The sequence below is a fragment of the Actinopolyspora biskrensis genome, from assembly GCF_013408175.1.
Taxonomy (GTDB): Bacteria; Actinomycetota; Actinomycetes; order Mycobacteriales; family Pseudonocardiaceae; genus Actinopolyspora; species Actinopolyspora biskrensis.
On the sequence record NZ_JACBYW010000002.1, the window covers coordinates 455,759 to 479,071 of the forward strand.

16 protein-coding genes are annotated in these 23,313 nt (G+C 67.3%); 15 read left to right on the plus strand and 1 reads right to left on the minus strand.

Annotated features, from left to right (window positions below):
• Positions 1–21: 21 nt before the first annotated feature.
• The 8 genes from FHR84_RS07735 (at position 22) to FHR84_RS07770 (ending at position 9,270) form a co-directional block, all read left to right on the plus strand.
• The gene (locus tag FHR84_RS07735) at positions 22–1,473 is read left to right on the plus strand and encodes an exopolysaccharide biosynthesis polyprenyl glycosylphosphotransferase (RefSeq protein WP_246300317.1); all 1,452 of its coding nucleotides are present in this window, start codon (positions 22–24) and stop codon (positions 1,471–1,473) included.
• Positions 1,355–2,518, plus strand: a complete 1,164-nt coding sequence (locus FHR84_RS07740) for a glycosyltransferase (RefSeq protein WP_343075190.1) — start codon at positions 1,355–1,357, stop codon at positions 2,516–2,518. Before FHR84_RS07735 ends, FHR84_RS07740 begins: the two co-directional genes overlap by 119 nt.
• Positions 2,515–3,519 carry an NAD-dependent epimerase/dehydratase family protein gene (locus FHR84_RS07745; protein WP_179534767.1) on the plus strand — a complete coding sequence of 335 codons (1,005 nt, stop codon included), beginning with the start codon at positions 2,515–2,517 and terminating at the stop codon, positions 3,517–3,519. Before FHR84_RS07740 ends, FHR84_RS07745 begins: the two co-directional genes overlap by 4 nt.
• A gap of 21 nt (positions 3,520–3,540) precedes the next feature.
• Positions 3,541–4,689 (plus strand): glycosyl hydrolase family 18 protein, encoded by a 1,149-nt coding sequence (locus tag FHR84_RS07750; RefSeq protein WP_179534768.1) that lies wholly within the window; start codon positions 3,541–3,543, stop codon positions 4,687–4,689.
• A 162-nt stretch (positions 4,690–4,851) separates the two neighbouring features.
• Complete coding sequence (locus FHR84_RS07755; RefSeq protein WP_343075191.1) at positions 4,852–6,252, plus strand: glycosyltransferase family 2 protein; 1,401 nt, start codon at positions 4,852–4,854, stop codon at positions 6,250–6,252.
• 225 nt (positions 6,253–6,477) lie between these two features.
• Complete coding sequence (locus tag FHR84_RS07760; RefSeq protein WP_179534769.1) at positions 6,478–7,173, plus strand: LuxR C-terminal-related transcriptional regulator; 696 nt, start codon at positions 6,478–6,480, stop codon at positions 7,171–7,173.
• Between the two features lie 65 nt (positions 7,174–7,238).
• Entirely contained in the window at positions 7,239–8,384 is a 1,146-nt protein-coding gene (locus FHR84_RS07765; RefSeq protein WP_179534770.1) for a glycosyltransferase, read from the plus strand.
• Positions 8,385–8,628: 244 nt separating this feature from the next.
• The gene (locus FHR84_RS07770) at positions 8,629–9,270 is read left to right on the plus strand and encodes a LuxR C-terminal-related transcriptional regulator (RefSeq protein WP_179534771.1); all 642 of its coding nucleotides are present in this window, start codon (positions 8,629–8,631) and stop codon (positions 9,268–9,270) included.
• 33 nt (positions 9,271–9,303) lie between these two features.
• Here FHR84_RS07770 and FHR84_RS07775 read toward each other — a convergent pair whose 3' ends face one another.
• Positions 9,304–10,140, minus strand: coding sequence for an alpha/beta fold hydrolase (locus FHR84_RS07775; protein WP_179534772.1), 837 nt, complete (start codon positions 10,138–10,140; stop codon positions 9,304–9,306).
• 282 nt (positions 10,141–10,422) lie between these two features.
• Here FHR84_RS07775 and FHR84_RS07780 point away from each other — a divergent pair, with 282 nt between their 5' ends.
• The 7 genes from FHR84_RS07780 (at position 10,423) to FHR84_RS07810 (ending at position 23,243) form a co-directional block, all read left to right on the plus strand.
• A complete protein-coding gene (locus FHR84_RS07780) occupies positions 10,423–12,174 on the plus strand; it encodes an AMP-binding protein (RefSeq protein ID WP_179534773.1) in 1,752 nt (583 codons plus the stop codon).
• Positions 12,175–13,014: 840 nt separating this feature from the next.
• Positions 13,015–14,712, plus strand: coding sequence for a glycine/sarcosine N-methyltransferase (locus FHR84_RS07785; RefSeq protein WP_179534774.1), 1,698 nt, complete (start codon positions 13,015–13,017; stop codon positions 14,710–14,712).
• A gap of 66 nt (positions 14,713–14,778) precedes the next feature.
• Positions 14,779–15,972, plus strand: a complete 1,194-nt coding sequence (metK, locus tag FHR84_RS07790) for a methionine adenosyltransferase (RefSeq protein WP_179534918.1) — start codon at positions 14,779–14,781, stop codon at positions 15,970–15,972.
• A 148-nt stretch (positions 15,973–16,120) separates the two neighbouring features.
• Entirely contained in the window at positions 16,121–17,095 is a 975-nt protein-coding gene (locus FHR84_RS07795) for a PfkB family carbohydrate kinase (RefSeq protein WP_179534775.1), read from the plus strand.
• Positions 17,096–17,115: 20 nt separating this feature from the next.
• Positions 17,116–20,721, plus strand: a complete 3,606-nt coding sequence (gene metH, locus FHR84_RS07800) for a methionine synthase (RefSeq protein ID WP_179534776.1) — start codon at positions 17,116–17,118, stop codon at positions 20,719–20,721.
• A 60-nt stretch (positions 20,722–20,781) separates the two neighbouring features.
• A complete protein-coding gene (gene ahcY, locus FHR84_RS07805) occupies positions 20,782–22,245 on the plus strand; it encodes an adenosylhomocysteinase (RefSeq protein WP_179534777.1) in 1,464 nt (487 codons plus the stop codon).
• A 104-nt stretch (positions 22,246–22,349) separates the two neighbouring features.
• Positions 22,350–23,243: a methylenetetrahydrofolate reductase gene (locus FHR84_RS07810; RefSeq protein WP_179534778.1), complete on the plus strand. Its 894-nt coding sequence runs from the start codon at positions 22,350–22,352 to the stop codon at positions 23,241–23,243.
• Positions 23,244–23,313 lie beyond the last annotated feature (70 nt).

The window sequence follows — 23,313 nt, forward strand, 5'->3', positions numbered from 1 at the left end:
GTTCGATCCGCCGAGACTCCGTTGTCCGCGAACTGGATCCGCCTGTTGCCCGGTCGGTTGCTCCCGTGCACCGACGTGGTGGCGCTGTGCGCGGTGCTGGTGCTGCTTCGTGTGGGAGTGCTGGCGGCGTTCTCCTACTCCTGCGGCGTACTGGCGATCCTGGCTGTTCGTGGGGCGCATCGTCTCCGGTTGTGCCGGAGAGTGTCCGACGACGTGGGAAACGCCCTGGTCGCCACCGCATTGCCGTTGCTCGCTTTCCTGCCTTGGTCGTCCGCTCGGCGTCTGCTCCTGGTCGGGGCGTGTGCCGCCGGTGCGCTCCTCTGCATGCGTGCGACGGCCGCTGTCGTGCTGCGTTCGCTGCACAGGCGGGGGGAGCTGTCCGAACCGGTCCTGATCGTCGGGCGTTCGGACCCCGCCGGCGCGCTCGCCGAGGCGGTCGGAAAACGCCCGGAGCTCGGCCTGCGCTTCGTGGGGTTCCTGGACCGGACGGAGGGGAGGCGCTCCGAACCCGAGGTGCTGGGGGACCCGGCCGAGTTGGCCGTGTTCGTCCGCCGCTATCGGGTCACCCGCGTGGTGCTCTGCCCGTCCGGGGAGAGCACGGCGGAGGTCACCGATGTGGTGCGACGCTGTCGCGCATTGTCGGTGGACTTCTGCGTGGTCCCCCGGCTGCCGGAACTCGGGCTCGCGGTGCCGAGGGCCGCCCTGGACGAGGTGTGGGGCATTCCGCTGCTGCCGATCAGGCGGTCCGCGCACACCGTGGCGGCGCGGGCGGTCAAACGCCTCTTCGACTGTCTGCTCGCTTCGGTGCTGCTGGTGCTGGTCGCTCCGCTGCTGTCGGTGCTCGCCACCGCCGTGCGGTGGAGTAGCGGTGGAACGGTCCTGTTCCGCCAGGAAAGGGTCACCAGGGAAGGAGCTATTGTCAGGGTGACGAAATTGCGCACGGTCGCCCCGGCGGTCGGACAGCATCTCGGCTGGAGACCGTCACCGGAGCAGTGCGGCCGGTTGGGCACCTGGCTGCGTCGTTCGCACCTGGACGAGTTACCGCAGTTGTTGGACGTGCTGCGTGGCGGCATGTCGTTGGTCGGCCCGCGTCCCGAACGGCCCTACTACGCCGTGCGGTTCGCCGAGACGATCCCCCACTACGCCGATCGACACCGTGTGCGGGGCGGGATCACGGGATGGGCTCAGGTGCACGGGTTGCACGGAGACACCTCCATCACCGAAAGGGCCCGTTTCGACAACCACTACGTCGAGTACTGGTCACCGTGGATGGACCTGGTGGTTCTCGCCCGCACGGCGGGAGCCGTGCTGGCCGGGTTCCGCCGGGTGGTCAGCGACTACGAGGAGGGCAACAGTGCGAGTCCTACACGTGATCACCGGGTTGAAGGTCGGCGGTGCCGAACTGCAGTTGTACGAACTGGTGCGGCGCAGCAGACACGAGTGCGAGGTGGCGGCGCTGTACAACGCGGGTGAGGTCGCCGAGATGATCTCCGAGGCCGGGGTCACCGTGCACGACCTGGGCATGTCCAGCAACACGGAGATCAGCGCCCTGGGGCGGCTGCGCTCCCTGATGCGTGCTCGTCGCTTCGACGCGGTGCACACCCATCTGTACCGCTCCTGCGTCTACGGCCGGATCGCCGCGTGGTCGGCCGGTGTGCCGGTCATCGTCGCCACCGAGCACTCCATAGGAGAGACCCACCTCGAGCGCAGACGCATGAGCACCGGGGTGCGGCTGCTCTACCTGGCGACCGACAGGTGCGCGCACACCACGATCGCGGTTTCGGAGACGGTGGCGGAGCGACTGCGGCAGTGGGGAGTTCCCGGCAGGAAGATACGGGTGGTTCCCAACGGGATCGACTTCGACCGGGTGACCTTCGACCCGGCGGCACGCTCCCGCACCCGTGAGGAGCTCGGACTGTCCGAACACCATCGTGTGGTGGGAGTGCTGGGCAGGCTCGACCCGAACAAGCGTTTCGACCTGCTCATCGAAGCGGCGGCCCCGTTGCTCGACGAGAACACCAGGCTGCTGTTGGTGGGGGACGGACCCGAGCGGCAACGACTGGAGGGAATCGCGCGCGAGCACGGCGTGGCCGATCGGGTGGTGTTCGCGGGGCAGCGCAGCGACGTGGCCGCGGCGCTCTCGGCCTTCGACCTTTTCGTCGCCTGCTCGAAGCAGGAGACCTTCGGGCTTTCCGTGCTGGAGGCCCTGGCCAACGGGCTGGTCGCGCTTTACACCACGTGCCCGGCCCTGGACGGCGTCGACACGGACCGTGCCGTCGAAGTGCCGGGGGATCCGGAAGGACTGCGTGCTGCGCTGCGGAAGGAGCTGGACGCGGCCAGACCGCGTGCGCAGGTTCCCCGGCTGCGCGAACTCTACGGCATGGAGGCGGTGACCGAACGGATCGACGGTTTGTACGAGCGGTTGCTCGCTAAGCGGAAAGAACCGCTCGACCGTGGGACCGCGGAGACCGCGGAGACCGCGGCCGGTCCCGCCGCCGGACAGGGGGTGCACGGATGAGGGCCGTGGTCACCGGAGCCGCGGGGTTCGTCGGATCGCACCTGGTGCGCTATCTGCTGGACGAGGGACACGCGGTGGTCGCGCTGGACGACGAGAGCACCGGCGACTGGCGCAACCTGGGGGCCGACGTCGACGGCGGGTTGAGCCGGATCCACGGCAGTGTGCTCGACCGGGACATCGTGGAGGACGCCGTTGCCGGTTGTGACGTGGTCTTTCACCTGGCCGCCGCCGTGGGCGCGTTCGTCATCCGCGACCGCACCCTGGACAGCCTGCTCACCAATATTCACGGAACCCAGCACGTGGTGGAGGCGGCGCGGCGGAACAGCGCGCGGGTCCTGCTCGCCTCCACCAGCGAGATCTACGGCAAGAACGACAAGGTCGGCCTCACCGAAGAGGACGACCGCGTCGTCGGTTCCCCGTTGAAGTCCCGGTGGTCCTATTCGGAGGCCAAGGCCATCGACGAGAGCCTGATCCAGGCCTACGTCGCCGAACGCGGGATGTGGGCCGTCATCGTGCGCCTGTTCAACACTGTGGGGCCGCGGCAGAGCGGCAGGTACGGCATGGTGCTGCCCCGTTTCGTCTCCAAGGCCCTGCACGGCAAGCCGCTCCCGGTCTTCGGCACGGGGGAGCAGATCCGCTGCTTCTGCCACGTGGCCGACGTGGTCCCGGCGATGGTGGCGCTGCTCGGGACGCGGGAGGCACGCGGCCGGGCCGTCAACCTCGGCAGCACCGAGCAGGTTTCCATAACGGAGCTGGCGCACCGGGTGATCGCGCTGACCGGTTCGCACAGCGGAATCGAGCACAGCCCCTACGAAGCGGTTTACGGCTCCGGTTACGAGGACATGCTGCGGCGGGTTCCCGACTGCGCTCTGGCGCGGCAGCTGGTCGGTTTCCGTCCCGCTCACGATCTCGATTCGATCATCCGCGCGATCGTCGACGAGCACACGCGAGCCGCGCGGAACAACACGGTCACTTCTCCGCGGAGCGTGCACAGTGGCTGACCCGAGGATTGGGGAACGTTGATGCGCGGTGATTCCCGGAGCCCTGGGCGTTTCGGCGCCGCCTCCCCCCGGGGCATCGGTGTGTTCGCGACCGTGCTCGTGCTGTCCCTCGCCCTGGTGCTGCTACTGCTGTCGGTGCGTTCCGAACCGGAGTCGCGTCCGCGTGCCCCGAGCACCGACGTGGTCGCCGCGCTGCCCTTCTGGAACCTGGACCGGGGGGAGGAGACGGTGCTGCGGCACAGCGAGGTGTTCAGCGAGATCTCGCCGTGGATGTACGGGCTGGACTCACGAGGTGGGGTGGTCAACCAGATACCACGTGACCGGGCCGCGGACGCGGAGTCCACGATGGGCCGCATCAGGCGGACCGAGCTGCGTTTCACCCCGACCGTGGCGAACATGACCAACGGGAAGTGGTCCTACGGCTCCGTGGCTCCGATGCTGCACGATCCCCGGCGCATGCAGGAGCACGTGCGGGAGATCGTTGACCTGGTGCTGACCAACGACTACGCCGGTGTCGACATCGACTACGAGGAGCTGAGAGCGGGGGACCGGGCCGCGTTCAGCGAGTTCGTCCGGCGGTTGGCCGACGCGCTGCACGCCCACGACAGATCTCTTTCGGTGGCGCTGTTCGCGAAGGCCTCCGAGAACGGCTACGACCAGCGCAACGCGGCCCAGGACTACGCGGCTGTCGGCCGTGCCGCCGACCAGGTCCGGCTGATGGGCTACGACAGGCACTGGTCCACTTCGCCGCCAGGGCCGGTGGCCCCTGTGGACTGGATACGCGAGGTGCTGGCTTACGCGCGAAAGACCATCCCGCCCGAGAAGATCGTCCTGGGGGTCCCGCTCTACGGCTACGACTGGTCCGGGGGACGGGGGAAGCCGGTCACCTGGTCGGAGGCCGTGCGTTCGGCAGAGGAGCACGATGCCCGAGTCCGGTTCGACGAGTCGAGCAGGACGCCGTGGTTCCGGTACACCGACGCGGAGGGCGAACGGCACGAGGTCTGGTTCGAGAACGCGGCCAGCTCGCTGGCGAAGTTCGAAGTGGCCGATCGCGCCGGGATAGGAGGGGTCTACCTGTGGATGTACGGTGCCGCGGACCCGGAGACCTGGACCAGGCTGCGGCGGACCTTCCCCGGGGCGGGCGGCCCCAGGAAGAGGGGGGCTGACTGATGCCTTCCGTTCGGACCGTCGCAGGGGGCTGCTGAGCGGGACCTCCCGCAACGGTGCCGATGGGGAGGGTGGTCAGCGTCGAAGGGGAAATCCCGATCCAACCGACAACTCGACCGGAAAGCCTCTGCGAGGTCCGGCTCGTCCCCGGTGGAGGTGACTGCGGTGGTTCCGTGGTGGCTCATGGCAGTGCTGGTGTTCGGTGCGAACTTCATGTTCTGGGGCGGGATCGGGCTGCTGCGTGCGACGGTCGCCTGCGGAGGGTGGTTACGCAGCCGGGTGTCGTGGAGATCCTGGTTGTTGCGCGCCCTGGCCGATTTGCGGGATGTCTGGTCCGCGCTGCCGGAAAGGCGGAGGAACCGGCGACACGACGACCCGCCGTGCGGGAGCATCGGGGTGGACCGGGTGGCCGTGCTCATGCCGGCGCACAACGAGGAGCTCGTGATAAGCGAGAGTCTCGAGTCGGTGACCGCTCTCGTGCCGAGGAGCAACATCCACGTCGTTTCCGACGGCTCCACGGACCGGACGGTCGAACTCGCCGAGCGGGCCGGAGTGAACGTGATCAGCACCCATGCCAACGTCGGCAAGGCGGGCGCCCTGCGGGAGGCGGTCGAACGTTTCGGCCTGGTCGAGCGCTACCCGATCGTGCTGCTGCTCGACGCCGACACCAGGCTCGACGGGAACTACTTCCGCGCGGCGCTGCCCCTGTTCGACAATCCCGAGGTGGCGGCCGTGGCCGGGTTCGTCCGCAGCGACTGGGACCGGTCCGGCCTGTCCGTTCTCGGCAGGCTGCTCGTGTGTCACAGGCAGCGCATCTACGCGCTGGGGCAGTACCTGCTCAAGTTCGGCCAGACCTGGCTGCGGTGCAACGCGACGCACATCGTGCCCGGGTTCGCCAGCATGTACCGCACGGCGGTCCTGCCGTACATCGACATGGACCCTCCCGGGCTGGTGATCGAGGACTTCAACATGACCTTCGAGGTCTACCAGAAAGGGCTCGGCAAGGTGGGGTTCACGCCGAAGGCGGTGGCGATCACCCAGGACCCGGACAACCTCGGGGACTACGTGCGTCAGACCAGGAGGTGGGCGCTGGGGCTGTGGCAGACGGTGCGTCGTCACCGGCCGCGGGTCAACCTGTTCAGCTGCATGCTGTTCCTGCTGCTGGTGGAACTGGTCACCAGCAGCCTGATGATGGTGCTTTTCCCCGTGGTGCTGCTGGTGCTGTTCCTGCCGAGACTGTTCCCCGTCGTGACCGGGGTCCCCGTGCTCGGCCCGCTCTACGAGACGGTCACCGGACACGTCTCTCCGCTGGGGCTGGTGCTCGGGGTGGTCGTGGTCGATCTGTCACTGAGCCTGCTGGTGGCGGTGGTGATGCGGAAACCGCGCTTCCTGCTTTTCGGGGGCTTCTTTCTGGTGCTGCGCGTGTTGGACTGCTCGCTGTCGCTGTACACCCTGCCGATGGCCTGGCTGACCAGGTCCACGGGGCGTTGGCGCAGTCCGGGACGGCGTGCTCCGGTGCGGAGGGGAGCAGCCGCGGCCGGACCGGATCCCACGGCGGGGGGCTGAGCACCGCCGGAGCGCCTCGGCTTGCCCGAGCCGCCCACTCGGGACCGAGACGCGGGTCCCGGAACGGGGTCTCAGGGGGCGCAGCGGAGCGCGGGGCCTCCTGCGGCGGCCCCTAGCACGTCGCCGCCGTCCGTGGCGACGTCCTGCGATCGTGGGTCACCTGCGGCAGAATCCGTTGTGTGACCGCTGCGAACGCGGGTGTTGAGCCTTCCTGGGGGCGAGAGAATGCTGCGCCTGTTGCTGTTGGACGAACAACGGATGTTCGTCGAGGCACTCGGGCAGTGTCTGTCCACCGTGCCGGATCTGTGGGTGGCCGGTAGCGCCGATCCGGCCCAGGTGGACCTGCCGGGTAAAGCGGCCGCGACGCGTCCGGACGTGGTAACGATCGACGTCGCTCCGTTCGGCGCCCGAGCGCCCGAAGTGCTGCGTTTCCTGGGCGAGACGTTCCCCGGGACTCCCCTGGTGGTGCTGGCTTCGCACTCGCGGCCCGCACTGGCCGTGGAGGCCGCACGCGCGGGCGTGGCCGCGTGGGTGCCCAAGGAACGCGGGATCACCGAGTTGGTGACGGTGATCCGTGGCGCGCACCGCGGGGAGGGGTGGTACCCCCCCGAGGTGCTGGGGATGGTGCTGCGCTCGTTGCGCGAGGACGTCAGGACCGCAGCCGCGGGCGGTGGACCGTTGGACGTGCTCAGCTCCAGGGAGCGCGACGTGCTGGACGGGATGGTCGAGGGGAAGCGTGCTTGGCGGATCGCCGAGGAGCTGTTCATCTCGGTGCAGACCGTGCGTACGCACACGCGCAGCATTCTGGGCAAGCTGAATGTGCACAGCCAGCTGGAAGCCGTGACGTTGGCCCGCTCCGCGGCGGACACCGCCGCGAAACCGAAGCCCGTTCAGGGGGCCGCCCGCGGGGACCCCGTATGAGCGGCGGACGTCTCGTGCGGGGGGTGCCCGGACGAAGGTCGAAACGCGTTCGGCGGCGGATTCCCGTGCCGGAGAACGGTGTCGCCACGGTGATCACGCGACTGGAGGGCGGGGCCGGGGTCGTGGCACTGCGTTCGGCGGTGGCCTTGGTCGAGAGGCACTGCCCGGTCACCATAGTCACCGGTGGGGGCGGGGCGTTGGTGGAACAGGCGCGGAAGGCGGGAGTTCCGGTCGTGATCGAACCGGCGCTGTGCAAACCCGTCCACCCCGGGTGTGACCTGTTGGCGCTGTGGCGCCTCCGCACGCTGTTCGCGGAGCGGGGGTTCGACGTCGTGCACACCCACACGGCCAAGGCCGGAGCCGTGGGCCGTGCGGCCGCGTGGTGGGCGGGGACGCGGCGCGTGGTGCACACCTACCACGGCTTTCCGTTCCACCCCTTTCAGAGCGCGCTCCGCCGGGGGAGTTACGTCCTCGTCGAGCGGGCCCTCGGTGGGATCACCGATGTGGCCCTGTGCGTCGGTTCCGCGGTGACCTCCGAGGCGCTCCGACGTGCTCTGGTCGGACCGGACCGGGTGCGCACCATCGGCGTGCCCGTTTCCCGGGCTGCTCCCCGCGCCGATCCGGTGTCCGGACGACGTGCCCGCCGCGCTCTGGGGATCTCCGACGACCGTCTGCTGGTCGGGGCGGTGGGGAGGCTCACCTACCAGAAGGCCCCGGAGGACTTCGTCACGGCGCTGGCCCTGCTGGGCCGCGACGACGTCAGCGGCGTCTGGGTGGGGGACGGGGACCGGCGCGCGCCGGTCTCCCGGTTGGTCGAGAGCGAACTCGCCGGGGACTTCATTCTGCTGGGGCAACGTTCGGACGTTCCGGAGCTGCTTCCCGCCTTCGACGTGTTCGTCCTGCCGAGCAGGTACGAAGGACTTCCGCTGGCCCTGGCCGAAGCGATGCGGTGCGGGGTTCCCGTGGTGGCCACGGACGTGAACGCGGTCCCCGATCTGGTGACGGCGGGAACCACGGGGCTGCTCGTCCCACCCGAGCGCCCGGAACTGCTGGCCGGGGCGTTGGCGAGGTTGCTGGACTCCCCCGCCGAGCGCGAGGCGATGGGGGCGGCGGGGAGAAAGCGGGTCGACGAGCGCTTCGACCTCGACACGCTCGTCCGGGTTCTGGAGGGGGTCTACGTGGACGGCGGACCCGAACACCGAACGAAGTGAATAAGTAACATAAAGTGCATGCGGTTCCGTGAACAGGTACAACTGGGGTATCGAATCCAACGAATCCGGTACGGACGGATCGATGCGCGGATGATCAGCTCGGCGCGTCGGTGTGGGAGGTCCGCCGGTTACGCCGGAACACGTCCGGTGCGGCTCGCTGGTGGAGTCGGTGGAGATCGGTTCCTCCGCGTGCGGTGTCGAGCCGCCTCGTGGAACGTGGCCTACGGCGCTGAGGGGGTAAGCGATGGCTCGACTGGTTCTCGGGGACGATCACACGGTTTTCGTGGACGCGTTGACGACCGTGTTGCCGCAACGAGGTATCGAGGTGGTGGGCACGGCGGACACCATCGAGGGCACATTGGAGATGGTGCGTGGGAACCGGCCCGATGTGTGCCTGCTGGACAGGTTCTTCGCCGACGGAGACGTGCTGGACTCGCTGGACGAGGTCGTGAAGGTGGGCGGCCCGCGGATGCGCCTGGTGCTGCTCACGGCTGACCGCGAGACCGCGGCGATTCGGCGTGCGATGCGCACGGGAGCCGCGGGGTACGTCAACAAGATGTGCGGACTGACCGCTCTGGTGGAGGCGGTTCGCAAGGTCTCGGCCGGAGAACCGGTGACCCGGCTGCCCGCGCTGGCGGTGGAGCGCAACGCGGACGGCGTGGCGTTCGGTGACGAGGTGCTGTTCGAAGAGCTCACTCCTCGGGAGCGGGAGTGCCTGCGGTTGCTGGTGAGCGGGGCGCACACGAAGACCATGGCCAGGGACCTGGGGGTCTCCGATGCGACGGTGCGGACTCATGTGCAGGGACTGCTGACCAAGATGGGAGTGCACTCGCGCCTGGAGGCGGTCAGTCTCGCCGTGCGCCACAGCCTGGTGGACGAAACCTAGTCGACCGGGAATCGGAGGAGTTTCCGGACGGGATCAGCTCCGGTGGCCCCCGATGTGCTCCAGCAGCAGTTCGTTGACCTGTTCGGGAGCTTCCTCCGCCATCCAGTGCGAGACGCCGTCCAGGATCTCGAACCGATACTCGCCCGCGACGTAGTCGGCGGTCGCCTCGGCCGCCCGTGCGCCCACGGCACTGTCCTCGGTGCTCCACACGTAGAGGGTGGGAACGGTGATACTGCCCACCGCGCCGCTGTGCCGCACGGCCCGGTACCAGTTCAGCGCCGCCGTGAGCGCCCCGGGCGTGCGCATTCTCTCCAGGTACGCCGTTACGTGCTCGTCGGGAACCCTGTCCCCGAACAGCTCGCGGATCCTGGCCGCGTCCTCGTCCAGCAGAGTGCGTTCCGCGTCCTCGGAGCGGAAAAGACGCATGTAGGCCGACCTGCGCTGTTGGTCCGGGTCGTGTGCGAGGGCCTGTCCGAAAGCCTCCGGATGGGGGATCGACAGGGCGGACAGCGTGGTCACCCGCTCCGGAACGGCCCCGGCAGCCGACCAGGCCACCGCGGCTCCCCAGTCGTGGCCGACCAGGTCGAAGCGCTCCCATCCCAGTCGGTCCGCGATGGCGAGAACGTCGCCGACGAGCTCCTCCATCCGGTAGTCGGTGACGCGTTCCGGCCGCACGTCGGGAGAGTAACCGCGCTGGTCCGGGGCGATCGCGTGATAGCCGGCTTCCGCGAGGGCGACGAGCTGCCGCTGCCACTGCAGCCCCGACTCGGGGAAGCCGTGCAGCAGCAGCACGCCGTGTTCGTCCGGGGGTCCGGCTTCGAGAGCGTCGAACTTTCCCGCGGCGGTGGGGATCGTGACGTGATCGGGCACACAGCCACCTTACGCGTGCGGGGCTCCGGAGATCCAGCAGCGGTCTCGGGGGGCCGGACCGGGTGTAGTGCCCGGTGGAGCCGCGGGCGCGAGACCCCGTGCCCGGAACGCCCCGGAACCCGCTCGTCCGCCGTGATCGAACGTGTCCGCACATGCGCGGAGAGTGCTGGTTTCGTCCGCCGGTCGGAGCGGTATGGCTCCGAAAGGACGGCGCGGTTAACTTGTGAGATCCGCCGCACGATCCGGTGCGGAAACGTTTTCGACTGTGGAGAGTGGTTGGGAATGGTCGAGACCACCGCGTTCGGGCCGTCCGACGTCGGAGAGGGGGAAGACAGCGACGACACGGCTACCGAGCAGTTCCGCCGGGCCAGGGACTTCCTGCTGCGGAACGGAGCGGACCACGAGGCGGCCCGCGCCGGGTTCCGCTGGCCCAGGCCCGAGCGGTTCAACTGGGCCCTGGACTGGTTCGACACCATAGGGCGGCGCACCGACCGCTTGGCGCTCTGGATCACACGTCCGGACGGCGGGGAGGACGGGGTGACCTACGCCGAGCTGACGAAGCGTTCCAACCGGGTGGCGAACTGGTTGCGCGGGCTGGGAGCCGTGCGCGGCGACCGGTTGATACTCATGCTCGACAACAGGGTGGAACTCTGGGAGACCCTGCTGGCCGCCATGAAGCTCGGTGTGGTGACCATCCCAGCCACACCGTTGCTGGGGCCGGGTGAGCTGCGGGACCGGGTGGAGCGCGGCCGGGCGAACCACGTGGTGACCGGTACCGAGCACGTCGCCAAGTTCGCCGACGTCGAGGGCGACTACACGCGGATAGCCGTCGGCGAGGAGACGAGCGGTTGGGTGAACTACGCCGACAGCGCGGGTTCCGACGAGCGGTTCGTCCCGGAAGGGGTCACCCACGCGGACGATCCGCTGTTGCTGTACTTCACCTCGGGGACCACCGCGCTGCCCAAGTTGGTCGAGCACACCCACGTGTCGTACCCGGTCGGACATCTCAGCACGATGTACTGGATAGGGCTGCGTCCGGGTGACGTGCATCTCAACATTTCCTCCCCCGGCTGGGCGAAGCACGCCTGGAGTTGCGTGTTCGCGCCGTTCAACGCCGAGGCGACCGTGTTCGTGCACGGTTACGAGCGCTTCGACCCCGAGCGGTTGCTCGACGAGATGTCCCGCTGCGGGGTCACGAGCTTCTGCGCGCCGCCGACCGTCTGGAGGATGCTGATCCAGTCCGACCTCGGACGTCTGAGCCGGCCTCCGCGTAGCGTCGTCAGCGCGGGCGAGCCCCTCAACCCCGAGGTGATCGAACAGGTCGCCCGGGAGTGGTCGGTGACGATCAGGGACGGGTTCGGTCAGACCGAGAGCAGCGTGCAGGTCGCGAACACCCCGGGGCTACCGGTCAAGGAGGGGTCCATGGGCAGGCCCCTTCCCGGCTTCGACGTGGCCCTGGTGGACCCGGCGACCGGGGAGCGCGCCGCGGAGGGGGAGATCTGCCTGGCGCTCGATCCGCCTCCCGTGGGGCTGATGAGCGGTTACTCCGACGAGGGGCAAACCGCCGAGGTGATGCGCGACGGCTACTACCACACGGGTGACGTGGGGCACGTGGACGAGGACGGATACATCACTTACGTCGGACGCACCGACGACGTGTTCAAGGCTTCGGACTACCGGATCTCGCCCTTCGAGCTGGAAAGCGTGCTCCTGCAGCACCCGGCCGTGGCCGAGGCCGCCGTGGTGCCCGCTCCCGACCCGGTTCGACTGGCCGTCCCGAAGGCCTATGTCGTGCTGACGGCGGGGTACCCGGGCGACAGTGACACGGCCCTGAGCGTGTTGCGCTACGCGCGGGAGCAGCTGGCCGCCTACAAGCGGATCCGCAGGCTGCAGTTCGACGAGCTGCCGAAGACGATCTCGGGCAAGATCCGTCGCGTGGAGCTGCGTTCGAGGGAGCGGGACGGCCCCGCGGAGGAGGGACGCGCCGCGGGCGCCGAGTTCCGGGAAGAGGACTTCCCCGAGCTGAAGGGGTGAGGCCGGCCGCCGTTCTCCGTGTCCGGCGCGACCGTGACGCGGGGAACGGTCCCCGGGGCGACGCCCGTTCGGCCCACGAGTAATCACGCACGAATCCAGCACAATCAATTATGCGGATTGTCGACAATTGAAAAGTAGAAAAGGAGAAGTCGTGGGCCGTCCGAAGAATTTCCTCAGGGGGCGCGAAGGGGGAGTCGCACGCCGGGACCGCCCCGGAAGTGCCGTGACCTGCGCGAAAGTCGGGCGCCGCGATTGGTGGTGGGGTGTCTCACCGTCATCGGAGCTTGAGCGTAACATCCGTGCTCTCGCTGCCGATGGAACGGGCAGCAGCGAATAAAGAATAGGGCGTGAAGTCGCGGTCCGGGGGCGTGATTCATCGAATCGTACGCTTGCACCCGGCGTGTCGCTTATGGTATATGCTGCGCACGCGCATTGTACGACAACTATCGGGCGATTGCCTTTGTCGGATCGTGACCCGGGAAGTGAATGAGTGAATCCTTCCAGGTGAGAGCGGATTTTTTCACCCTGGGTAACTGCTCGAATCACGCGATCATCCCATTTTTATGATTAGGGTCACAGCTATTTGCTGTTGCATTTTTCGTGAATGCGCCTAAGTTGGGTTCTCGGCGTACGGAATCTGCGCCGGGATCGGACGGCAAAGGTGCCGACCGAGTGTGCTGATCGATGCCAGCGCGCGGCCCGCTAGTCCGGCTGCCCGCATCGGTCCGGCGTGCCCCTTGTGTGAGGTGACCCGGCGCGCCCGTGAGAGCTCGGGGCGGCGAATTCGCCGCGGTTCCGAGCGATGCAGTGGCGCTTGACCAACGCGAGTGGGAGCTGAGTATGACCAAGAGCGTGGACGATCTTGTCCGTGGTGACCAGGAAGGGGACGATCAGGACCCGGTGCGCCGCGAGCAGCAGACGTTCGGCGACAATCCGTTGGAAGTACGCGACACTGATCACTACACGCATGAGTACGTCGGTGGTTTTGTCGACAAGTGGGACGATCTGATCGATTGGAAGAAGCGCTACGAAAGCGAGGGCAGCTTCTTCATCGATCAATTGCGCGCACGCGGTGTCAAGACCGTGCTGGACGCGGCGGCCGGGACCGGTTTCCACTCGGTCCGGCTGCTCGAGGAGGGGTTTGAGACCGTCAGCGCGGACGGCAGCCCGCAGATGCTGGCCAAGGCCTTCAGTAACGGACTGGCCTACAACGGTCACATTCTGCGTGTGGTCAACGCGGACTGGCGTTGGCTCAACCGCGACGTGCACGGCGAATACGACGCGATCATCTGCCTGGGCAACTCCTTTACCCACCTGTTCTCGGAGCGGGACCGGCGCAAGACGCTGGCGGAGTTCTACGCGATGCTCAAGCACGACGGTGTCCTGATCATCGACCAGCGAAACTACGACTCCATTCTTGACACCGGCTTCTCCAGTAAGCACACGTATTACTACGCCGGTGAGGACGTTTCCGCGGAGCCCGACCACATCGACGACGGACTGGCGCGGTTCAAGTACACGTTCCCGGACAAGTCCGAATTCTTCCTGAACATGTATCCGCTGCGGAAAGACTACATGCGGCGGCTCATGCGTGAGGTCGGTTTCCAGAGGATTGACACCTACGGTGACTTCCAGGAAACTTACGGAGAAGACGAGCCCGACTTCTACATCCACGTCGCGGAGAAGAGCTACCGCACCGAGGACGAGTTCGTCGACATGTACTCGAACGCGGTGCACACCGCGCGGGACTACTACAACTCCGAGGACGCGGACAACTTCTACTACCACGTCTGGGGCGGCAACGACATCCACGTCGGGCTGTACCAGACGCCGCAGGAGGACATCGCCACCGCCAGTGAGCGCACTGTCCAGCGGATGGCGAGCAAGGTTGACATCAGCCCCGAAACCAGGATTCTGGATCTCGGTGCCGGCTACGGCGGAGCCGCGCGGTACCTGGCCAGGACCTACGGCTGCCACGTCACCTGCCTCAACCTCAGCGAGGTGGAGAACCAGCGCAACCGCGAGATCACTCGTGCCGAGGGGCTCGAGCACCTGATCGACGTGACCGACGGTTCCTTCGAGGACCTTCCCTACCAGGACAACGCGTTCGACGTGGTCTGGTCGCAGGACTCCTTCCTCCACAGCGGTGACCGCGGCAGGGTCATGGAAGAGGTGACCCGGGTCCTCAAGCCGAAGGGTTCGGTGCTGTTCACCGACCCGATGGCCTCCGACTCGGCGAAGAAGAACGAGCTCGGTCCCATCCTGGACAGGCTGCACCTGGACTCGCTCGGCTCGCCCGGTTTCTACCGGAGGGAGCTGACGCGCCTCGGGTTGCAGAACATCGAGTTCGAGGACCTCAGCGAATACCTGCCCGTCCACTACGGCCGGGTTCTGGAAGTGCTGGAGAGCCGGGAGAACGAGCTTGCCGACTTCATCGGCGAGGAGTACCGAGCTCACATGAAGACCGGGCTGCGCAACTGGGTGCAGGCCGGCAATGGCGGGAGCCTGGCCTGGGGCATCATCCACGCCAGGGCATGACAGCCGTCGCGTACGAAGAACGATCCGAAGCAGTTAGCAGTGAGGTGAAGATCAGCCGTGACTGAGATGAACCGCAGGTTGTTCACCAGTGAGTCCGTGACCGAGGGCCACCCGGACAAGATGGCCGACTCGATCAGCGACGCGATCCTGGACGCGATGCTGGCTCAGGACCCCCGCTCCCGCGTGGCCATGGAGACCATGATCACCACCGGGCAGGTGCACCTGGCCGGTGAGGTGACCACCGAGGCCGACGTCGACCTGCCCGCGATCGTGCGGGAGAAGGTCCTCGAGATCGGCTACGACAACTCGGCCAAGGGCTTCGACGGAGACTCCTGCGGCATCAACGTCTCCATCGACGCGCAGTCGCCGGACATCGGGCAGGGCGTGGACTCCGCGCACGAGTCCCGCGTCGAGGGTGCTATCGACGAGATCGCCAGTCAGGGCGCCGGCGACCAGGGGCTGATGTTCGGCTACGCCACCAGCGAGACCGACGAGCTCATGCCGCTGCCGATCGCGCTGGCTCACCGCATGTCGCGTCGGCTGACCCGCGTGCGCAACGACGGCACGCTGCCGTACCTGCGTGCCGACGGCAAGACCCAGGTCACCGTCGAGTACGCCGGTGACCAGCCGGTGCGCCTGGACACCACGGTGCTGTCCAGCCAGCACGCCGAGGACGTCGACCTCGACAAGCAGCTGATCCCCGAGGTTCGGGACAAGGTCATCAACCCGGAGATCGAGAAGGTCGGGTTGGACACCTCGGACATGCGTCTGCTGGTGAACCCGACGGGTCGGTTCGTCACGGGTGGCCCGATGGGTGACTGCGGCCTGACCGGCCGCAAGATCATCGTCGACACCTACGGCGGGATGGCCCGCCACGGTGGTGGCGCGTTCTCGGGCAAGGACCCGTCGAAGGTGGACCGCTCGGCGGCCTACGCCACGCGCTGGGTGGCCAAGAACGTCGTGGCCGCCGGGCTGGCCGACCGCGTGGAGGTGCAGACCGCCTTCGCGATCGGCAAGGCCGCGCCGGTGGGCCTGTTCGTGGAGACCTTCGGCACCGAGAACGTGGACCCGGACAAGATCCAGGCCGCGATCAACGAGGTGTTCGACCTGCGTCCGGCGGCGATCATCCGGGACCTGGACCTGCTGCACCCGATCTACGCGCCGACGGCGGCCTACGGCCACTTCGGTCGTACGGATGTGGACCTGCCCTGGGAACGCACCAACCGCGTCGAGGCCCTGAAGAACGCCGCTGGCCTCTGACAGCCGAATACGCGACGTATCGTCGACGCCGCGGGGCGCGGGGGAGCCGCGCCCCGCGGCGTGGCGAGCAGTACCAGGTTCGCTCACCCCAGATGACCGCCGGCCGGTGGCGGACCACCGACATCGGCCTTGGTGAAGGAGTTTCGCAGTGCAAATTGCGGTGACCGGCTCGATCGCCACCGACCATTTGATGTCTTTCCCCGGCAAGATCGCCGACCAGCTCATCGCGGACCGGCTCGACCAGGTTTCGCTGTCGTTCCTCGTGGACGAGCTGGAGGTCCGCCGTGGTGGTGTCGCGGGCAACATCGCGTTCGGCCTCGGCCAACTCGGCGTGAAGTCGCTGTTGGTCGGTGCGGTCGGCGAGGACTTCGCCGAGTACCGCACCTGGTTGGAACGCCACAGCGTCGACACCAGCACGGTTCACACCTCGAAGACGGCCCACACGGCCCGCTTCACGTGCACCACGGACGAGACGCAGAACCAGATCGCCTCGTTCTACCCGGGCGCCATGTCCGAGGCGCGCGAGATCGAGCTCAAGCCGATCGCCGACCGAGTGGGCGGCCTGGATCTCGTGGTCGTCTCGGCGAACGATCCCGAGGCGATGCTGCGGCACAGTCAGGAATGCCGCGACCGCGGCTACGAGTTCCTGGCTGATCCGGGGCAGCAGCTCGCCCGCATGGACGGTCCGCAGATCCGTAAGCTGGTGGAGGGTGCCAAGTACCTGTTCACCAACGAGTACGAGCACAGCCTTCTGCTGCAGACCACCGGGCTCTCGCACGCCGAGGTGCTGCAGCAGGTCGGCATGTGGGTCACTTCGCTGGGCGAGAACGGTGTGCGCATCGAGTCCGCCTCCGCGAAGACGATCGAGATCGCGCCGGTGAAGCCGAAGCAGGTCGGCGACCCGACCGGTGTCGGCGACGCGCTGCGCGCGGGCTTTCTCGCCGGGTTGTCGAACGGGCTGGACCTGGAGCGTTCCATCCAGCTCGGCTGCACCCTCGCGACCACCTCCCTGGAGACGGACGGTCCCCAGGAATACGACGTGGAGAAGGGCTCGTTCGTGTCCAGGTTCGCCGAGGCTTACGGCAACCAGGCCGCGGGTGAAATCGAGTCCGTGCTTCGCTGAAGCGTTCGGAAGGCAGCGTGATGACGACACAGGAAGAATCGGGCCGTCGGGACAACGACCCGAGTGGGTTCCTCACGGCCATCGCCGAACGCGTGCTCGTCGGGGACGGCGGCATGGGTACGGCGTTGCAGGAGCACGACCTGACCCTGGAGGACTTCAACAACCTCGAGGGCTGTAACGAGATCCTCAACGAAACGCGTCCCGACGTCGTTCGTTCGGTCTACCGGGGCTTCCTGGAGAACGGCTCGGACGCCATCGAGTCGAACACGTTCGGCTGCAACCTGCCGAACCTCGGCGAGTACGGGATCGAGGACCGCATCCGGGACCTCGCCGAGAAGGGCGTGGCGCTGGCGCGGGAGTGCTGCGACGAGTACTCCACCCCGGAGAAACCGCGCTTCATACTGGGGTCGATGGGACCGGGGACCAAGCTCCCCACCCTCGGGCACGCGCCGTACGCCGATCTGCGGGACGCCTACCACGAGCAGGTGCTGGGCATGCTCGACGGCGGCGTCGACGTGATCCTGGTGGAGACCTCGCAGGACCTGCTGCAGACCAAGGCGTCGATCACCGCGGCCAAGCGGGCGATGGAGCAGCAGCAGAAGTGGGTGCCGATCATCGCCCACGTCACAGTCGAGCAGACCGGCACGATGCTGGTCGGCTCCGAGATCGGTGCGGCGCTGACGGCGCTGGAGCCGCTCGGCATCGACATGATCGGTATGAACTGTGCGACCGGCCCGGCCGAGATGACCGAGCACCTGCGGGTGCTGGCCGACCACGCGACCGTCCCGATCTCGGTGATGCCGAACGCAGGCCTCCCCGAACTGGGTCCGAACGGCGCCGTCTACCCGCTGCAGCCCCACGAGCTGTCCGAGGCGCTCGTCGACTTCGTCAACAACTACGGTGCCCGCCTCGTCGGCGGTTGCTGTGGTGTGACCGGTGAGCACGTGCGCCAGGTCGCCGAGGCGGTCCGCGGGATCAGCCCGACTCCGCGCGAGCCGGAGGTGGTTCCCTCGGTCTCGTCGATGTACCAGGCGATCCCCTTCGAGCAGGAAGCCTCGATCTTCAACGTCGGCGAGCGCACCAACGCCAACGGTTCCAAGGCGTTCCGCGAGGCGATGATCGAGCAGCGCTACGACGACTGCGTCGAGATCGCCAAGGGGCAGACCCGCGAGGGTGCGCACATGCTCGACCTGTGCGTGGACTACGTGGGCCGGGACGGCACCCACGACATGCGGGAGCTGGCCTCGCGGCTGGCCACTTCCTCCACACTGCCGGTCATGGTCGACTCCACCGAGCCCGCGGTGATCGAGGCCGGTTTGGAGCACCTCGGCGGTCGGTGCGCGATCAACTCGATCAACTACGAGGACGGCACCGAAGAGGGCGGGCGCTACGACCGGGTCATGAAGATGGCCGTCGAGCACGGCGCCACCATGGTCTGCACCTGCATCGACGAGGACGGCCAGGCGCGTGACGCGGAGTGGAAGCTGCGCGTGGCCGAGCGACTCATCGACGACCTCACCAACAACTGGGGTCTGGACAAGTCCGCGATCATCATCGACACCCTGGTCTTCCCGATCACCACGGGCCAGGAGGAGGTCCGCAAGGACGCCATCGAGACGATCAACGCGATCCGGGAGCTCAAGCGGCGGCACCCCGAGGTGCAGACCACGCTGGGGCTGTCGAACGTCTCCTTCGGGCTCAACGCCGCGGCCCGGCAGGTGCTCAACTCGGTCTTCCTCAACGAGTGCAGGGAAGCCGGGCTGGACAGCGCGATCCTGCACGCCTCCAAGATCCTGCCGATGAACAGGATCGACGAGGAGGCCCGCCAGGTCGCCCTGGACCTCGTCTACGACCGGCGCACGGAGGCCACCGAGACCGAGCCGGCCTACGACCCGCTGCAGAAGCTCATGGCGCTGTTCGAGGGCAAGTCGGCCGAGTCCAGCGGTGCGTCCAAGGCCGAGGAACTCGCGGCGATGCCGCTGTTCGAACGTCTGCAGCAGCGCATCATCGACGGTGAGATGAACGGTCTCAACGCCGATCTCGACGAGGCGATGAAGGAGAAGAAGCCGCTCGAGATCGTCAACGACACCCTGTTGGCGGGGATGAAGGTCGTCGGTGATCTCTTCGGCGCCGGGCAGATGCAGCTGCCGTTCGTGCTGCAGGCCGCCGAGGCCATGAAGACGGCGGTGGCCCACCTCGAGCCGCACATGGACAAGGACGACTCCGGCGGCAAGGGCAAGCTGCTGTTGGCCACGGTCAAGGGCGATGTGCACGACATCGGCAAGAACCTGGTCGACATCATCGTGTCCAACAACGGCTACGACGTGGTCAACATCGGCATCAAGCAGCCGATCAACACCATCCTCGAAGAGGCCGAGAAGAACAACGTCGACGCGATCGGCATGTCCGGACTGCTGGTCAAGTCCACGGTGATCATGAAGGAGAACCTGGAGGAGATGAACTCCAGGGGAATCTCCGAGAAGTACCCGGTCCTGCTCGGCGGTGCCGCTCTCACCAGGTCCTTCGTCGAGAACGACCTCGACGAGATGTACGAGGGCGACGTGCGTTACGCCAAGGACGCCTTCGAGGGGCTCAAGCTCATGGACCGCGTCATGCAGTCCAAGCGTGGCGACGCCCCGGAGGAGGACGAGGCGGAACAGGCGAAGAAGGCCGAGCGCAAGGCCAGGCGCGAGCGCTCCAACCGGATCGCCGAGAAGCGCAAGGAGGAGCAGGGGCCGGAACCCGACGAACGGGACGACAGCGTTCGCTCCGACGTCGACCCGGACGTGCCGGTGCCGACCCCGCCGTTCTGGGGTCCCAAGGTCGTCAAGGGCCTGTCCAGCAACGAGTACCTCTCGCTGCTCGACGAGCGGGCCACGTTCTTCGGACAGTGGGGGCTGCGCGGCGCCAAGAAGGGCCAGGGGCCGAGCTACGAGGAGCTGGTGGAGAGCGACGGACGTCCGCGGCTGCGTGCGTGGATGGACGAGCTGGCCACCAAGGGCATCCTCCAGCACGCCGCTCTGGTCTACGGCTACTTCCCCTGCGTGTCCGAGGGCAACGACCTGATCGTGCTGGACAAGGACGCCCCGGACGCTCCGGAGCGCTACCGCTTCAACTTCCCGAGGCAGAAGCGTGACCGCAGGCTGTGCCTGGCCGACTTCTACCGTTCGCGGGAGAAGGCGGAAGCAACCGGACAGGTCGACGTGCTCCCGCTGCAGCTGGTGACGATGGGACAGCCCATCGCCGACTACGCGAACGAGCTGTTCGCCTCCGACGCCTACAGGGACTACCTGGAGATCCACGGGCTCGGTGTGCAGCTCACCGAGGCGATGGCCGAGTACTGGCACCGCCGCATCCGCAGCGAGCTGCAGTGGTCCTCCGGTGAGACGGTCGCCTCCGAGGACCCGGCGAACGTCGAGGAGTTCTTCAAGCTCGGTTACCGGGGCGCCCGGTTCTCGCTCGGCTACGGTGCCTGCCCGGACCTGGAGGACCGCGCCAAGATCGTCGATCTTCTCGGTTCGGAGAACATCGGGGTCGAGCTCTCGGAGGAGTACCAGCTGCATCCGGAGCAGTCCACGGACGCGATCGTGGCCCACCACCCCGAGGCCAAGTACTTCAACACCTGAGCGGCGAAGGCGATACTGGCCGAAAAAGCTGCCCGATAGAGGAAACTAGGAAGGGAAATCATGAGCCCGAAGTTGCAGAAGGCAGGCGGCATCGAGTTCGCCATCGCGGATCCCAAGCTGGCCGAGTCCGGCCGTCACCAGATCCGTCTGGCCGAGCACGAGATGCCGGGCCTGATGGCGACTCGCCGGGAGTACGCGGACAGCAAACCGCTGAAGGGCGCGCGCATTGCGGGCTCGCTGCACATGACCGTGCAGACCGCGGTGCTGATCGAGACTCTCGTTGAGCTCGGCGCCGAGGTGCGCTGGGTTTCCTGCAACATCTTCTCCACCCAGGACGAGGCCGCCGCCGCGGTGGTGGTCGGTCCGAACGGCACTCCGGACAAGCCTGCCGGTGTCCCGGTGTTCGCCTGGAAGGGCGAGACGCTGGAGGAGTACTGGTGGTGCACCAACCAGCTGTTCCAGGGCTTTTCCAACGACCAGGGCCCGAACATGATCCTGGACGACGGTGGCGACGCCACCATGCTGGTCCAGAAGGGTGTCGAGTTCGAGACGGCCGGTGCCGTCCCGCAGCCCACGGAGGACGACCCGGACGAGTTCAAGGTCGTGCTGTCGGTGCTGCGCGAGAGCCTCGCCAACGACAAGCAGCGGTTCACCAAGGCGGCCAAGGAGATCAAGGGCGTCACCGAGGAAACCACCACCGGTGTGCACAAGCTCTACGAGCTGGTCAAGTCCGGTGACCTGCTGTTCCCGGCGATCAACGTCAACGACTCGGTGACCAAGTCGAAGTTCGACAACAAGTACGGTTGCCGCCACTCGCTGGTCGACGGCATCAACCGCGCCACCGATGTGCTCATCGGCGGCAAGGTCGCGGTCATCTGCGGCTTCGGTGACGTCGGCAAGGGCTCGGCCGAGTCGCTGCGCGGACAGGGCGCCCGGGTCATCGTGACCGAGATCGACCCGATCTGCGCGCTCCAGGCCGCGATGGAGGGCTACGAGGTCAAGACGATGGACGAGGTCGTCGAGACCGCCGACATCTTCATCACGACCACGGGCAACTTCGACGTGATCACCGCTGACCACATGAAGCGGATGAAGCACAACGCCATCGTGGGCAACATCGGCCACTTCGACAACGAGATCGACATGGCCGGCCTGGAGAAGACTCCCGGCATCAAGAAGACCGAGATCAAGCCCCAGGTGCACGAGTTCACCTTCACCGACGGTCACGCGATCATCGTGCTGTCCGAGGGCAGGCTGCTCAACCTGGGCAACGCCACCGGCCACCCCAGCTTCGTGATGTCGAACTCGTTCACCAACCAGACGATCGCCCAGATCGAGCTGTTCAACAAGCCCGACGAGTACGAGCGTGACGTCTACATGCTGCCCAAGCACCTCGACGAGAAGGTCGCCCGGCTGCACCTCGACGCGCTCGGCGTCAACCTCACCAAGATGACCAAGGCTCAGGCCGAGTACATCGGTGTGGACGTCGAGGGGCCGTACAAGCCGGAGCACTACCGCTACTGATCCGGTACGTGCACGAACGCGTGTGACGTGGGTGGCCACCGCTGATCGTGGTGGCCACCCACGTGTACCGGACCCCGCAACGACACAGTCGAGGAGGCTTGAACGTGACTCGGGTCGTGGACCGGCTACAGCCGGGCAGGACCGTGTTCTCCGTGGAGTTCTTCCCGCCGCGCAACGACGACGAAGAGCAGATCCTCTGGAAGGCCGTGCGCGAGCTGGAACCGCTGGACCCCGCCTACGTCTCGGTGACCTACGGCGCGGGCGGCTCCAGCAGGGACCGCACGATTCGCACGGTCGGGCGCATCGCCCGGGAAACCACCATGCTGCCGATGGCGCACCTGACCGGTGTGGACCACTCCAAGGACGAACTGCGCCACGTCGTCGGCTCGCTGGCCGACGAGGGCATCCGAAACATCCTGGCGATCCGAGGGGATCCACCTGGGGACCCGATGGGGCAGTGGATCCCGCATCCGGACGGAATCCTCTACGCGGACGAACTGGTGAGCCTGATTCGCTCCTGCGGGGACTTCTCGGTGGGCGTGGCCGCGTTTCCGCACATGCATCCGCGCTCCGCGGACCTCGAGACGGAGACGGACCACCTCGTCGGCAAGATCCGGGCCGGGTCGGAGTTCGCGGTCGCGCAGCTTTTCCTGCAGCCCGAGTACTTCCTGAGGCTGCGGGACCGGCTGGCGGCCCGCGACTGCCACGTTCCCCTGCTCCCCGGGGTCATGCCGATCACGACTCCCAAGGTGTTGAGCAAGTTCCAGCACCTGGCCGGGGTTCCCGTTCCCCCGGAGGTCTCCGCGGTGCTCGATCCCCTGGAGGACGACCCGAAGGCCTTCCGCGCCGCGGGAATAGACCTGACGACCAAGTTGTGCGAACGGTTGATCTCGGAAGGCGTTCCCGGACTGCACTTCTACAGCCTCAACCGGGCGAAGGCCACCCGTGACGTGGTGGACAACCTCGGCCTGGCCGAGGGAGTGCTCCAGCCCGCCTGAACCGTACGCGCCGGATGCCGCCCCGCCGCCGGGGCCCGAGGCACGGGTCGTCGGGAGGGCTCCCGGCGCG

Excerpts from the sequence above, each read along its gene's own strand:
- FHR84_RS07745 (WP_179534767.1), top strand. The coding sequence starts at position 2,515 with ATGAGGGCCGTGGTCACCGGAGCCGCGGGGTTCGTCGGATCGCACCTG.
- FHR84_RS07750 (WP_179534768.1), top strand. The coding sequence starts at position 3,541 with ATGCGCGGTGATTCCCGGAGCCCTGGGCGTTTCGGCGCCGCCTCCCCC.
- FHR84_RS07760 (WP_179534769.1), top strand. The coding sequence starts at position 6,478 with ATGCTGCGCCTGTTGCTGTTGGACGAACAACGGATGTTCGTCGAGGCA.
- FHR84_RS07770 (WP_179534771.1), top strand. The coding sequence starts at position 8,629 with ATGGCTCGACTGGTTCTCGGGGACGATCACACGGTTTTCGTGGACGCG.
- FHR84_RS07780 (WP_179534773.1), top strand. The coding sequence starts at position 10,423 with ATGGTCGAGACCACCGCGTTCGGGCCGTCCGACGTCGGAGAGGGGGAA.
- FHR84_RS07785 (WP_179534774.1), top strand. The coding sequence starts at position 13,015 with ATGACCAAGAGCGTGGACGATCTTGTCCGTGGTGACCAGGAAGGGGAC.
- metK (WP_179534918.1), top strand. The coding sequence starts at position 14,779 with ATGAACCGCAGGTTGTTCACCAGTGAGTCCGTGACCGAGGGCCACCCG.
- metH (WP_179534776.1), top strand. The coding sequence starts at position 17,116 with ATGACGACACAGGAAGAATCGGGCCGTCGGGACAACGACCCGAGTGGG.
- ahcY (WP_179534777.1), top strand. The coding sequence starts at position 20,782 with ATGAGCCCGAAGTTGCAGAAGGCAGGCGGCATCGAGTTCGCCATCGCG.